At 70.1% G+C, this 12,566-nt stretch carries 12 protein-coding genes; 6 read left to right on the top strand and 6 right to left on the bottom strand.

Translation table 11 applies throughout. The annotated features are described in order from the left end of the window. The first annotated feature begins 36 nt into the window (after positions 1–36). Both VLI41_RS14010 and mfd read left to right on the top strand, forming a co-directional pair. On the top strand, positions 37–330 hold the full coding sequence (locus VLI41_RS14010) for a succinate dehydrogenase assembly factor 2 (protein WP_325268702.1): 294 nt from the start codon (positions 37–39) through the stop codon (positions 328–330). Further along, positions 320–3,808: a transcription-repair coupling factor gene (gene mfd / locus VLI41_RS14005; RefSeq protein WP_325268701.1), complete on the top strand. Its 3,489-nt coding sequence runs from the start codon at positions 320–322 to the stop codon at positions 3,806–3,808. The genes VLI41_RS14010 and mfd overlap by 11 nt, the downstream gene beginning before the upstream one ends. A 17-nt stretch (positions 3,809–3,825) precedes the next feature. Here the strand turns inward: mfd and VLI41_RS14000 are convergent, their stop codons facing one another. Further along, positions 3,826–4,338 carry a hypothetical protein gene (locus VLI41_RS14000; protein WP_325268700.1) on the bottom strand — a complete coding sequence of 171 codons (513 nt, stop codon included), beginning with the start codon at positions 4,336–4,338 and terminating at the stop codon, positions 3,826–3,828. Beyond that, positions 4,338–5,666: a diguanylate cyclase domain-containing protein gene (locus VLI41_RS13995; protein ID WP_325268699.1), complete on the bottom strand. Its 1,329-nt coding sequence runs from the start codon at positions 5,664–5,666 to the stop codon at positions 4,338–4,340. Before VLI41_RS13995 ends, VLI41_RS14000 begins: the two co-directional genes overlap by 1 nt. 183 nt (positions 5,667–5,849) lie before the next feature. Here VLI41_RS13995 and VLI41_RS13990 point away from each other — a divergent pair, with 183 nt between their 5' ends. Together VLI41_RS13990 and VLI41_RS13985 are read left to right on the top strand one after the other, a co-directional pair. Further along, positions 5,850–6,995: a CaiB/BaiF CoA-transferase family protein gene (locus tag VLI41_RS13990; RefSeq protein ID WP_325268698.1), complete on the top strand. Its 1,146-nt coding sequence runs from the start codon at positions 5,850–5,852 to the stop codon at positions 6,993–6,995. 222 nt (positions 6,996–7,217) lie between these two features. Further along, the gene (locus VLI41_RS13985; RefSeq protein ID WP_325268697.1) at positions 7,218–8,165 is read left to right on the top strand and encodes a YihY/virulence factor BrkB family protein; all 948 of its coding nucleotides are present in this window, start codon (positions 7,218–7,220) and stop codon (positions 8,163–8,165) included. On the opposite strand, the gene VLI41_RS13980 is transcribed toward VLI41_RS13985, so the two are convergent. Continuing rightward, entirely contained in the window at positions 8,140–8,370 is a 231-nt protein-coding gene (locus VLI41_RS13980) for a sulfurtransferase TusA family protein (RefSeq protein WP_325268696.1), read from the bottom strand. The two genes, VLI41_RS13985 and VLI41_RS13980, sit on opposite strands and share 26 nt — an antisense overlap. An 86-nt stretch (positions 8,371–8,456) precedes the next feature. Here VLI41_RS13980 and VLI41_RS13975 point away from each other — a divergent pair, with 86 nt between their 5' ends. After that, positions 8,457–9,905: an MFS transporter gene (locus VLI41_RS13975; protein WP_325268695.1), complete on the top strand. Its 1,449-nt coding sequence runs from the start codon at positions 8,457–8,459 to the stop codon at positions 9,903–9,905. 3 nt (positions 9,906–9,908) lie between these two features. Here VLI41_RS13975 and VLI41_RS13970 read toward each other — a convergent pair whose 3' ends face one another. Both VLI41_RS13970 and VLI41_RS13965 read right to left on the bottom strand, forming a co-directional pair. After that, on the bottom strand, positions 9,909–10,166 hold the full coding sequence (locus tag VLI41_RS13970; protein WP_325268694.1) for a hypothetical protein: 258 nt from the start codon (positions 10,164–10,166) through the stop codon (positions 9,909–9,911). A gap of 73 nt (positions 10,167–10,239) precedes the next feature. Next, positions 10,240–10,575 (bottom strand): VOC family protein, encoded by a 336-nt coding sequence (locus tag VLI41_RS13965; protein WP_325268693.1) that lies wholly within the window; start codon positions 10,573–10,575, stop codon positions 10,240–10,242. Positions 10,576–10,689: 114 nt separating this feature from the next. Between VLI41_RS13965 and VLI41_RS13960 the strand changes: the two genes are divergently transcribed. Next, positions 10,690–11,799 carry an S-(hydroxymethyl)glutathione dehydrogenase/class III alcohol dehydrogenase gene (locus VLI41_RS13960; protein ID WP_325268692.1) on the top strand — a complete coding sequence of 370 codons (1,110 nt, stop codon included), beginning with the start codon at positions 10,690–10,692 and terminating at the stop codon, positions 11,797–11,799. Here the strand turns inward: VLI41_RS13960 and VLI41_RS13955 are convergent. Further along, a partial coding sequence (locus VLI41_RS13955; protein ID WP_325268691.1) for a glutathione S-transferase N-terminal domain-containing protein occupies positions 11,796–12,566 on the bottom strand: 771 nt, incomplete at its 5' end. The genes VLI41_RS13960 and VLI41_RS13955 overlap by 4 nt on opposite strands.

The raw sequence follows: 12,566 nt of genomic DNA, 5'->3' as shown, positions 1-12,566 counted from the left end.
GCAAGGCCCGAGCGCTCTATATCCGCCGCTCTTCCGATGACCGCTGACAAGGACGCCCGGCTCAAGAAGCTGAGGTTCCGGGCCTGGCGCCGGGGCTTCAGGGAAGCGGACCTCATTCTGGGGCCGTTTGCGGACCGGCACGTCCCGAACTTCAGCGAGGCCGAGCTCGGCTGGTTCGAGCGGCTGCTCGAGGTCCCCGACCCGGATCTCTACGCCTGGATCGTCGGCCGCGCCGAGCCGCCGGCGGAATTCTGCGGGCCCATCATGGATCGGATCAGAGCCTTCCGCTTTGAGGCTCACGCCTCGCGGGGAGACGACCATGGCGGATGACAGCTCGCGGCCGATCACCGCGGCCGGCCTCAGGCGCGTGGCGGAGGATCCGGGCGGCCTGGATCTGGTCGGCGCGCCCGAAGGCTTCGACGCCCTGGTCATGGCCGACATCGTCAAGGCGCGCAAAGGCCTCTCGGTGTTCGTCGCCCGCGACGGCTCGCGGCTGTCCGCCTTCGCCGAGGCCTTCGCCTTCTTCGCGCCGCATGTGGAGGTGCTGCGGCTGCCCTCCTGGGACTGCCTGCCCTACGACCGGATCGGGCCCTCGCCAGCCGTCGCCGCCCAACGCATGGCGACGCTCTCCCGGCTTGCCGAGGGTCTCGACGCCAAGCCGCGGCTGCTGGTCACCGCTGTGCCGGCGCTCCTGCAACGGGTCCCGCCGCGTTCGGCGGTGGCGCGCGCGGCCTATTCGGCGCGCGTCGGCAATGTCGTCGAAATCGCCGATCTCGAGCGGTATTTCGCAGTCAACGGCTACGCCCGGGCCTCCACGGTTTCCGAGCACGGCGAGTTCGCGATCCGCGGCGGCGTCATCGACGTCTTTCCGCCCGCGGCCGAGGAGCCGGTGCGCCTCGACCTGTTCGGCGACACTCTGGAATCCATCCGCGCCTTCGATCCGGAGACCCAGCGCTCGACGAAGCAGCTGAAGGAGGTCTCGCTGCTTCCGGTCAGCGAGGCGCTGCTCGACAAGGACGCGGTCTCGCGCTTCCGCAGCGGCTATCTGGAGGCGTTCGGCGCGGCGGGCGACGATCCGCTCTACGCCACCGTGTCCGAAGGCGGCCGCCGCGCCGGCATGGAGCACTGGCTGCCGCTGTTCTATTCCCGCATGGAGACGCTGCTCGACTACCTGCCGGACGGGAGCCTCGTGGCGCTCGACCACCTGGCGGGCGAGGCCCGCGACGAGCGGCTCGCCGTGGTCCGCGACGCCTACGGCGCGCGCAGCCAGACCGACCGGCGCACCCACTACCATCCGCTCGAACCCGAGCGGCTCTATCTCGACGAGGACGAGTGGCGCGAGGCGTTGCAGGCGCGGCCCACGCGCCGCTTCACGCCGTTCCTCGAAGCCGAGGGCGAGGCGGTCGTCGACATGAGGGCGAGGGCGGGGCGCAACTTCGCCCCGGAGCGGCAGCGCGACAGCGTCAACCTGTTCGAAGCCACCGCCGACCACGCCCGCAAGCTCGCCAGCGCCGGCAAGCGCGTGCTGTTCGCCTCCTGGTCGGAGGGATCATCCGACCGGCTGGGCTCGATGCTCGCCGACCACGGCCTCAAGAACATCCCGTTTGCCCCCTATTGGGACGCGGCCAAGGCGGCGGATCCCAAGACTCCGCAGCGGGTCGTGCTGCCGCTCGACGCCGGCTTCGAGACGGAGAGCCTGGCGGTCGTCTCGGAGACCGACATCCTTGGCGACCGGCTCGCCCGGCCGCGGCGGCGCCGGCGCGCCACCAACTTCCTGGCCGAGGCCTCGGCGCTGACCCCGGGCGATCTCGTGGTCCACATCGAGCACGGCATCGGCCGCTACGAGGGGCTCAAGACGCTGGACGTGCAGGGCGCGCCGCACGACTGCCTGGAGCTGCAGTACGGCGGCGAGGCTAAGCTCTACCTGCCCGTCGAGAACATCGACCTGCTCACCCGCTATGGCGCGGAATCCGAAGGCGTCCAGCTCGACCGGCTGGGCGGGGCGGCCTGGCAGGCGCGCAAGGCCCGCGCGAAGGAGCGGCTGCGCGAGATGGCCGAGGGCCTGATCCGCATCGCCGCCGAGCGCGCCACCAAGCACACCCAGGAAATGCCGCCGCCGCACGGCATCTTCGACGAGTTCTGCGCCCGCTTCCCGTACGAGGAGACGGAGGATCAGCTCACCGCCATCGGCGACGTTCTGGAAGACCTCTCGGCCGGCAAGCCCATGGACCGGCTGATCTGCGGCGATGTGGGGTTCGGCAAGACCGAGGTGGCGCTGCGCGCGGCCTTCGTGGTCGCGATGAGCGGCAAGCAGGTGGCGGTCGTCGCGCCCACGACCCTGCTCGCCCGCCAGCACTACAAGACCTTCTGCGAGCGGTTCGAAGGCTGGCCCGTGCGCATCCGCCGGCTCTCCCGCCTGGTCCCGCCCAAGGAGGCCGCCGAGACCCGCGAGGCGCTGAAGGCCGACGAGGTGGAGATCGTCATCGGCACCCACGCGATCCTCGGCAAGCAGGTCGCGTTCAAGTCCCTGGGCCTGGTGATCGTCGACGAGGAGCAGCACTTCGGCGTCAAGCACAAGGAGACGCTCAAGGAGCTCCGCGCCGACGTGCACGTGCTCACGCTCACCGCCACGCCCATTCCGCGGACCCTGCAGATGTCGCTCTCCGGAATCCGCGAGATGTCGATCATCGCCACACCGCCGGTCGATCGCCTGGCGGTCAGGACCTACATCACGCCCTGGGACCCGGTGGTGGTCCGCGAGGCGCTGCTGCGCGAGAAATACCGCGGCGGCCAAGTCTACTACGTCGCGCCGCGGATCGCCGACCTGCCCGAGCTGGAGCGCTTCCTGCGCGAGCAGGTCCCGGAGGTCCACTTCGTCGTCGGCCACGGCCAGATGGCCGCCACTCAGCTGGAAGACGTCATGGCGGCCTTCTACGACGGCAAGTACGACGTGCTGCTCTCCACCAGCATTGTCGAGAGCGGGCTCGACATCCCGACCGCCAACACCCTGGTCATCCATCGCGCCGACATGTTCGGCCTCGCCCAGCTCTACCAGCTCCGGGGTCGGGTTGGCCGCGCCAAGGCCCGGGCCTACGCCTACCTGACGACGCCGTCGGAGAAGCCGATCACGCTCTCGGCCGAGAAGCGGCTGAAGGTGCTGCAATCGCTCGACAGCCTGGGCGCCGGCTTCCAGCTCGCCAGCCACGACCTCGACATCCGCGGCGGGGGAAACCTCCTGGGCGAGGAGCAGTCGGGGCACATCCGCGAGATCGGGGTCGAGCTCTACCAGCAGATGCTCGAGGACGCGGTAAACGAGCTGAAGGCGAAGACCGGCGCGCAGGGCCTGGTCGCCGATCGCGGCTGGTCGCCCCAGATCAACACCGGCGCGGCCGTGCTCATCCCCGAGGACTACGTCCCCGACCTCAACGTGCGGCTGTCGCTCTACCGGCGCCTGTCCGACGCCGAGAAGGCCGCCGACCGCGAGGCGCTGGCGGCCGAGCTCATCGACCGCTTCGGCCCCCTGCCGCCGGAGGCGGATCAGCTTCTCAAGGTGGTGGCGATCAAGGGGCTATGCCGCGAGGCCAATGTCGCCAAGATCGACGTGGGCCCGAAGGGTGCGGTCGTCAGCTTCCGCGACGAGCAGTTCAGGAATCCGGCTGGACTCATTCAATTGGTTCAGAAAAACCAGACTTCCTGGCGGTTGCGGCCCGATCACAAGGTGGTGGTGAAGGGGGAGTGGGAGACGCCGGAGCAGCGGCTGAACGCCGCCGAGAAGGTGCTGGCCGAGCTCGCGCGGCTCGCCGCTTAGCGGATTACCGGCTTAAATCAACCCGCGCGGGCTTCCTTCAGCAGACGGCTCGCGCGCAGCGCCATCTCCAGCCGCTGGGCGCAGACCAACCCGACGGCGAGCAGCAGGAAGGCGTCCGTGAGATCGTTGATCGGCAGGTCGAGGGCGCCGGCGTTGGCCGCGGCATAGGCCCGCAGACCATAACGCAGGGCGAACACGGCGAGGATCAGCAGCATGCCGATGGGCGAGGTCTGGCTGGTGAGCGCCTGCGTCGCCGGATCGACGGCGATGCGCGTGAAGCGGCCGCGCCACCAGCCGAGAAGCGCGCCCACGATGAGGGCGGCCGCGTCCAGCTCGAGCGACGCTGCGCTTGGCGGGCCCTGCTGAACGAAGGTCAGCGCCGTGAGCGCCAGCAGGATCGCCGGGGTGACCCACATCCGCTCGATCTTCAGTTGCCGCGCCCGCGCGTTGCGCAGGATGACGAGGCCGATCACCACCAGCGGAACGAGATAGGCGGCGGGCGGCAGGCTGGGGGGCGGGTTCGGCGTCATCAGCTGGCTTTCCGTCCAAAAGCTTCCGCCGCAGCGGCTTCGAGCGCAAGCGCCGCGCCATCGGCCCGGAAGACCTCGGCGACGCCCAGGTCGAACTCGACCACGAACGGCGGCTTCCCGTCACCGGCCTCGAAAGCCGTGCAGCCGATCACCGCGGCGATGCGCTCGCCGGCGGCGCGCGCGGCTCCGGCCGGCGTGGCGGGCAGCGCCAGGGCGAAGACCTCCGGCGCCAGGCGCGCGGCGGTGTCCTCCACGCGCACCAGCCGGCCGATCATCGAGCCGATCTGGGGAATGGCGCGAGCGATCCATCCGCCGGCGCGCGCGGCCAGGATCTCCGGCTTGTCCGCCACCCGCAGCACGCAGACCGACAGCGGTCGGTTCCGCTCTATCGCGGCGCGCGCGAGGCGCGCCAGGTGGGCGGCGAAGAGATCGCGGGTGAACAGTCCGCTGGCGGCGTCCATCAGGCCGGAGGTGCGGGCGGCCTCCAGCGCCTGCCGCACGGCGCTCTGGCGGCGGTAGCTGCGGGCGAGTTCGACGACCCGGCGCGCGGTCTCGGCCTCGGGCGTCTCCGGCGTCGCCACGTCGCTGATCCCGCGGTGATAGGCCTCCGCCGCGGTCACATAGGAATGGGGCCGCATGTAGAGCAGGGCAGGGGTGTGGTAGAGGCGCGTGTTGCGCCGCAGCCCCGCGGCGATCGAGAGCGCCTCCTGCGGGTTCTCCCCCGCCCAGAGCACCACCGCGTCGAAGCGGCGTTCGTGCAGGTAGTCGAAGGCGGTGTAGGCGGTGAAGGAGCCGACCACCTCGGCCCCATGCTCGCCGAGCGCGTTGGAGAGCGCCAGGAACTGTGGCGCGGGCTCGCCGATCGCCAGGACCTGGTAGGGCGCAGCCGGCGGCTCGACGACCTCCAGGCCGCGGCCTCGCTCGGCGAAGGTCTCCAGCCGGAGCTCGAATTCCTCTTCCGCGACCGCGGTGCGCACCAGCGTCTCCAGCCGCATGGCGACCTGCGCCGGATGCAGCGGCGGAGCGAGCGTCAGGTCGAACCCGCGAAGCTCGAGGGCGGCGTCGGGCTGACCCACCGCCACCACCGGCAGCCGGCGCGGCGCGCAGGCCTCCTTCATGCGCTCGGCCAGTTCGAGGGCTTCGGCGCCGCCCGCCAGGTCGATGACGGCGGCTTCGATCTGCAGATCCGCGAGCGCCGCCAGGGCGGCATAGGCGCCGCGCGCCGTGACCGTGCGCCAGCCCAGCCGGTCGAGGCCGTCGGCCAACGGTCCGGCCAGGGCGTCGTCGCGCGCCACGATCACAACCCGCGCCTGCACGCCTGCCGCCATGCCCCCGTCCCGAACCCCGAACGCCAACTTGCGCCACCGCGTCCTGACGAGAGGTGAATCGCGCGCGCGGCGCCACCATAGACGGCGCGCTCCGGTTGCGACAGGCGCGGCGGGCTCGCGCGCCGCGAGGCCTTGGCTGACCAAGCGGCAGGGGCTCTAGTGGGGAGGACCATGGAGGACCACATGCGCCAGGGACCGCTCACCAGCCTGAAGATCGTCGAGTTCGCGGGCATCGGACCAGGCCCGTTCTGCGGCATGCTGCTGTCGGATCTGGGCGCCGACGTGGTGCGCATCGACCGCAAGGGCGGGCGGGGCGGGGCGCCCACCGACGTCACCTCACGCGGCCGCCGGTCGGTGGCGCTGGACCTGAAGAGTCCCGCCGCCGTCGAGGCGTGCCTCAAGCTGATGGCCGAAGCCGACGCCGTCTTCGAAGGCTTCCGTCCCGGGGTGATGGAGCGGCTGGGCCTCGGGCCGGAGGTCGCGCTGAAGCGAAATCCGAAGCTCGTCTACGGACGGATGACCGGCTGGGGCCAGACGGGACCGTGGGCGCAGGCCGCGGGCCACGACCAGAATTACATCGCCATCACCGGCGCGCTGCACGCGATCGGGACCAAGGACAAGCCGGTCCCGCCGCTCAACCTGGTCGGCGACTTCGGGGGCGGGGCGCTCTACCTGGCGTTTGGCCTGCTCGCCGCGGTGATCAGCGCCCGCCACACCGGGCAGGGCCAGGTGGTGGACTGCGCCATGAGCGACGGCGCGGCGTCCCTGATGGCCATGTTCTACGGCTTCAAGGCCTCCGGCATGTGGAAAGACGAACGGCGCGCCAACATGCTCGACGGAGGGGCGCACTTCTACGACACCTACCAGTGCGCTGACGGCCGTTGGATCTCGATCGGCTCGATCGAGCCGCAGTTCTACGCACTGTTGCTGGAGAAGACCGGGATTGAGGATCCGGAGTTCGCCAGGCAGCATGACCGCGCCGCATGGCCGGAACTGCACGAAAAGCTCGCCAAGGTGATCGCCGCCAAGAGCCGCGACGAATGGACCGAGATCATGGGCGGCAGCGACGTCTGCTTCGCCCCGGTGCTGACCCTCGAGGAGGCGCCGAAGCATCCGCACAACGCCGCGCGGCAGACGTTCGTCGAAGTGGCCGGCGTCACCCAGCCCGCGCCCGCACCGCGATTCTCCGCCACCCCGGGCGCCATCCAGGGGCCGCCGCCGCGCATCGGCGCGCATGACGAGGCGGCGCTGGCCGACTGGGGCTTCTCCAGGATCGAGATTGATGCGCTCGCCAAGGCCGGGGCGATCGATCGCGAGACGGTTTCCTGACGGACGCGTTCAGCCTGGGTTCAGCCGCGCGATCGCAGATTGACGCAGGGTTGTTCGTCGCGCTCTCCCGTCCCTCGAAGCGGCGAATGGCCCGGATGGCAAAGACACGCCCATCGGCGGCGCGTCACCCCTCAACCCGGTGGCGCGCCGTTCTGGCGCCCGGCCCTCAGCCCTGCGCATTGCGCTTGCACCGTGCGACGTTCCTCCCCACGCTCCGCGCCGATGAACCGCCGGCTCATGGCCCGACTGCGCCGCATCGACTGGGACCCGGTCCACTGGCTTCGCACGGGCCTGATCGTCACCGGCAAGGCGCTCGTCCGGATCTGGGGCCGGGACGTCATGCTCTACACCGGCGGCGTCTCGTTCTTCGCCCTGCTCGCCATCTTTCCGGCGCTCGCCATCCTGGTGGGCCTCTACGGTCTTCTGGCTGACCCAGAGCAAGCGGCGCGGCTGGGACAGGTGCTCTCGGTGCTGGCGCCGCCAGGCGCGCGCACCCTGCTGCAGAGCGAGCTCGTGCGGCTCGTGCAGGCCTCGCACGTCGCCGTCTCCACCCAGAGCCTGCTCGCCCTCTTCGTCGGCGCCTACGCCGCTCACCGCGGCTTCAAGGCGCTGCTGGCGGGCCTGTCCTTCATCCACGACGAGGACGAGCCGCACGGCTTCGTGGGTTTCAATCTCCTGGCGTTCGCCGTGCTGGTCGCGACCTTCGCGGCGCTGTCGATCATCTCCTCGGTGTTCTTCGGCCTCAGGATCCTGGGCTCCGCCTTCGATCTGCGGCCGCTGCGCGGCGTCACATGGCTGTTCAGCGAGTGGACCTGGGCCAGCGCCAGCCTGAGCATCGGGCTCTCCTTCGTCTATCGCTTCGCCATGTCGCGCCGGCCGGTCGTGTGGCGCGCTTCGGTGCTGGGCGGGGTGGTGGCGGCGGGCCTGTGCCTGTTCATGTCCTGGGCCATCGCCTTCTATGTCGAGAACATCGCGCCGCTGGGGGCGACCTATGGGTCCATCGCCACGGTGGTCGTCTTCCTGATCTGGTTGTCGTGGAACGTGAACGCGATCTTCTTCGGCGGCGCCTTGGCCACGGAGGTGGAGATCGCCATCGATGCGAACGCGCCCAGGCCGGCGCTCAAGGACCTCAGGGGCGCAAGGCCTATGGCTTCGCGACCAGGAAGCTGATCCCGCCGTCGCGCTCGTCGCAGGCGAGGATCACCGCCCCGATCTCGGCGGCGAAGTGCGGCACGTCGATGCGCGCCATCGGGTCGTCCGCCAAGAGGCGCACCCGCACGCCGCGGCCCGCCGCCTCCAGCGCGCGGCGCAGGCGCAGCGTGGGCACGGGGCAGCGGTGCCCGCGCGCATCCACCAGAACCTCCTCGTTCGGCATGTTCCGAGCCATAGGGCGCCTGCCGCTTGAACCCAAGCTCCACCGCTGCGCGTTGAGGCGGGGCGTGAGGGGCTGAAGGAGCCGGCATGGCGTCCGAGGGGGAGGTGTTCGCAACCGATGTTCCGGCCCGGCTGGACCGGCTGCCGTGGAGCCGGTTCCATTGGCTGGTCGTGGCGGCCCTCGGGATCACCTGGATACTCGATGGGCTGGAGGTCACGCTGGTCGGCTCGCTGTCCTCGGCGATCGCCAGCCCGCAGGCGCTGAACCTGACGGCGGCGCAGATCGGGATGACGGGCAGCTCCTACATCCTGGGCGCGGTGATCGGCGCGCTGGTGTTCGGCCGCCTCACCGATCGGCTGGGACGGCGGCGGCTGTTCACCGTGACGGTCGGGGTCTACCTGCTGGCGACCATCGCCACCGGCCTGTCCTGGGACTTCTGGTCCTTCATGCTGTTCCGATTCATCACCGGCGCCGGGATCGGCGGCGAGTACGGGGCGGTGAACTCGGCCATCCAGGAGCTGATCCCGGCCCGCCGGCGCGGCTATACGGACCTCGCCGTCAACGGCACCTTCTGGGTCGGGGCGGCGATGGGGGCGGTGGGCTCGCTGGTGGTGCTCAACCCGGCCGTGGTCCCTCAGGCCTGGGGCTGGCGGCTTGCCTTCGTGATCGGCGGCGTGCTGGCGCTGATCATCGTCTTCGTCCGCCGCTTCATCCCGGAGAGCCCGCGCTGGTTGATGACCCACGGCCGGCCGGAGGAAGCCGCCGCCGTGGTGGACGAGATCGAGCGGCGGGTGGAGCGCCACACCGCCCTGCCGCCGCTGATCAAGGAGACGCCGAAGCTGCGCTTCATGCGCCGCGGAGAAACCAACTGGCTGGAGATCGCCGCAATCCTGTTCCGCACCCATCCTCGGCGGACGGCGCTGGGCGTCGTGCTGATGGCCACGCAGGCCTTCTGCTACAACGCGATCTTCTTCACCTACGCCCTCATCCTGACGAGGTTCTACGGCATCGCCGACCGCAACATCGGCTACTTCATGCTGCCGTTCGCGCTCGGCAACGTGCTGGGGCCGCTGCTGCTCGGGCGACTGTTCGACAGCCTGGGCCGCAAGCCGATGATCGCGGCCACCTACGGGCTTGCGGGCGCGCTGCTCTGCGTCACCGGCTGGCTGTTCGCCCGCGGCGCGCTCACGGCGGAGACCCAGACCATCGCCTGGAGCGTGATCTTCTTCTTCGCCTCGGCCGCGGCCAGCGCAGCCTATCTCACCGTCGGCGAGCTGTTCCCCCTGGAGACGCGCGCCGTCACCATCTCGCTGTTCTACGCCTTCGGGACGCTGCTGGGCGGGGTCGGCGGCCCGGCGCTGTTCGGCGCGCTGATCGACACCGGCGAGCGCGGCCAGATCTTCAAGGGCTATCTCCTGGGCGGCGGGCTCATGCTGCTGGCGGCCGCCGTGCAGATCTGGCTCGGGGTCTCGGCCGAGCGGCGGTCGCTCGAAAGCGTCACGCCTCCGCTGTCCCTGGTCTCCGACGGCGGATGAGGCTCAACCCGTCCGCCGAAGGGGCTTCCGCCGCCGTTCCGATTTGACGAGCCGCCAGCCGTCACGGGTCAGGACGAAGGCGTGCGGCGAGCCGCGCCAGCCGTTCGCCGCCGCCGCGCTGCCGGCCCGCTGCAGGAGCCTGCGCCCGCAGAGTCGCAGGCAGAGCCCCAGGAACGCCGGATTCCGGTCGACCAGCGGCCCATTGAGCGCCTGGAACAGCAGGGCGCGTTCGTCGGCGGTCAGGTCGTGGATGTCACTCATGGCGCGTCTAACGCCGGGAACCGAGTCCCGTTTCTCCGGCAGAGCTTCCCGGCGGCTGGCGCCCGTCCGAACCTCAGGAGGTCAGGCTGATCTCGGCGCCCTCCGGATCGCGGATGGTGGCGAGCTTGGTCCCGTGCTCATCCTTGGGCGCCGCGCTGAAGATCAGGCCCTCGGTTTCCGCCTCAGCGTGCAGTCGCACCACGTCGTCGGTGGCGAAGCCGAGCTGCACGTTTCCGGCGGGGTTTGCTGGCGAGGCGGGGTGCAGGGCGAGGGTGACGTCGCCGGTCTCGAACTCCGACCAGAACGGGGTGTAGAAGCGAAGTTTCAGCCCGAGCCTGTCGCGGAAGAACGCCACCGCGCCTTCCATGTCGTCGGTGAAGCGGATCGCATAGGTGAACCGAGCCTGCATGGCTGTCCTCCCTGAGCGAGGGCGAGGCAAGGCGCGCGGCCAAGGACCGTAAAGCGGCTTCACAAGCGCTCCGGCTTGCGAAAAACTCGCGCCGCCTTGAAGGGGAGGGCGACCATGAAGACCCGGGCCGCCGTCGCCTTCGAGGCCAAGACGCCGCTGGAAATCGTCGAGCTCGATCTGGAGGGCCCGCGGGCCGGCGAGGTGCTCGTGGAGATCAGGGCGACGGGGATCTGCCACACCGACGCCTACACGCTCGACGGGCTCGATTCCGAAGGGCTGTTTCCCTCGATCCTCGGCCACGAAGGCGCGGGCGTGGTGCTGGAGGTGGGCCCCGGCGTCGCCAGCGTCGCGCCCGGCGACCACGTCATCCCGCTCTACACGCCCGAATGCCGCCAGTGCAAAAGCTGCCTGTCGCGCAAGACCAACCTCTGCACCGCCATCCGCGCCACCCAGGGCAGGGGGCTGATGCCGGACGGGACCAGCCGGTTCTCCTACAAGGGAGCCCCGATCTTCCACTACATGGGCTGCTCGACCTTCTCGAACCACACGGTCCTGCCGGAGATCGCGGTGGCGAAGATCCGCGCCGACGCGCCCTTCGACAAGGCCTGCTACATCGGCTGCGGGGTGACCACGGGCGTGGGCGCGGTCGTCAACACGGCCAAGGTCGAGCCCGGTTCGAACTGCATCGTCTTCGGCCTGGGCGGCATCGGCCTCAACGTGGTGCAGGGCCTGAGGCTGGTCGGCGCCTCGATGATCGTCGGCGTCGACGTCAATCCGGCCCGTGAGGACTGGGGCCGCCGGTTCGGCATGACCCACTTCGTCGATCCCAGGGCCGTGGATGGCGACCTCGTGGCCCACCTCGTCCAGCTCACCGACGGAGGCGCCGACTACACCTTCGACTGCACGGGGAACGTCGAGGTCATGCGCCAGGCGCTGGAGGCCTGCCACCGCGGCTGGGGCGAGAGCGTGATCATCGGCGTCGCCGAAGCCGGCAAGGAGATCGCCACCCGGCCCTTCCAGCTGGTCACCGGGCGCGTCTGGCGTGGCACGGCGTTCGGCGGCGCGCGCGGGCGCACCGACGTGCCGAAGATCGTCGACTGGTACATGGACGGGAAGATCGAGATCGACCCGATGATCACCCACACCCTGCCGCTGGAGCGGATCAACGAGGCCTTCGAGCTCATGCGGCGCGGCGAGAGCATCCGCTCGGTGGTGATCTACTAGACGCTCAGCAGCCCGCCTTCGGGCGCCGGGCGGGCGCGCTGGTTGTAGAGCAGCTTGCGGCGGCGATCCTGCTCCTCGGGCGGCAGCTTGGCCGGGTCCCCCGGCGTCACGCCGGCGGTGACCGCCATGCCCTTCTGCACGGCGGGCCGGGCCGAGAGCTCCTCGTACCAGCGCTTGAAATACTTGAACTCCTCAAGGTCGATGCCGCGCATCTGGAAGTTCACGCTCCACGGATAGCAGATCATGTCGGCGATCGTGTACGCGTCGCCGGCCATGTAGCGGCGGTCGTAGAGGCGGTTGTTCATCACGCCATAGAGCCTGTGCACCTCGTCGGCGAAGCGCTTGCGGGCATAGGACTGGTCGCCGGCGCTCTCGGGCGTGCGGCCGAAATGGCCCTGCTCGCCGAATTTCGGCCCCTGGTTGGCCATCTGCCACATGATCCACTGGGCGACCTCGTACTTGCCGCGCACGTCCTGCGGCCAGAAGCGGCCTTCCTTCTCGGCGAGGTACATCATGATCGCCCCGCTCTCGAAGACGCCGATCGGCGCGCCGCCGCCCTTGGGCTCGGTGTCGACCATGGCCGGCATGCGGTTGTTCGGGCTGATCTTCAGGAAATCGTCGGTGAACTGGTCGCCTACGCCGATGCGAACCGGGACCACCTGATAAGGAACCCCGAGTTCCTCGAGCAGGATGGTGACTTTCTTGCCGTTGGGCGTCGGCCAGTAGTGAACATCTATCATCGCAGGACCTTCCTTCAGCTCGGCGAA

Origin of the sequence: Phenylobacterium sp. (assembly GCF_035475775.1) — a bacterium.
In the GTDB taxonomy this organism is placed as follows: Bacteria; Pseudomonadota; Alphaproteobacteria; order Caulobacterales; family Caulobacteraceae; genus Phenylobacterium.
Note: the sequence above shows the minus strand (reverse complement) of the source record. Positions and strands in the feature narration are given on the sequence as shown.

Bases quoted from the DNA above. Each gene is read 5' to 3' on its own strand.
- VLI41_RS14010 (WP_325268702.1), top strand. From the start codon at position 37: ATGACCGCTGACAAGGACGCCCGGCTCAAGAAGCTGAGGTTCCGGGCC.
- mfd (WP_325268701.1), top strand. From the start codon at position 320: ATGGCGGATGACAGCTCGCGGCCGATCACCGCGGCCGGCCTCAGGCGC.
- VLI41_RS14000 (WP_325268700.1), bottom strand. From the start codon at position 4,338: ATGACGCCGAACCCGCCCCCCAGCCTGCCGCCCGCCGCCTATCTCGTT.
- VLI41_RS13995 (WP_325268699.1), bottom strand. From the start codon at position 5,666: ATGGCGGCAGGCGTGCAGGCGCGGGTTGTGATCGTGGCGCGCGACGAC.
- VLI41_RS13990 (WP_325268698.1), top strand. From the start codon at position 5,850: ATGCGCCAGGGACCGCTCACCAGCCTGAAGATCGTCGAGTTCGCGGGC.
- VLI41_RS13985 (WP_325268697.1), top strand. From the start codon at position 7,218: ATGAACCGCCGGCTCATGGCCCGACTGCGCCGCATCGACTGGGACCCG.
- VLI41_RS13980 (WP_325268696.1), bottom strand. From the start codon at position 8,370: ATGCCGAACGAGGAGGTTCTGGTGGATGCGCGCGGGCACCGCTGCCCC.
- VLI41_RS13975 (WP_325268695.1), top strand. From the start codon at position 8,457: ATGGCGTCCGAGGGGGAGGTGTTCGCAACCGATGTTCCGGCCCGGCTG.
- VLI41_RS13970 (WP_325268694.1), bottom strand. From the start codon at position 10,166: ATGAGTGACATCCACGACCTGACCGCCGACGAACGCGCCCTGCTGTTC.
- VLI41_RS13965 (WP_325268693.1), bottom strand. From the start codon at position 10,575: ATGCAGGCTCGGTTCACCTATGCGATCCGCTTCACCGACGACATGGAA.
- VLI41_RS13960 (WP_325268692.1), top strand. From the start codon at position 10,690: ATGAAGACCCGGGCCGCCGTCGCCTTCGAGGCCAAGACGCCGCTGGAA.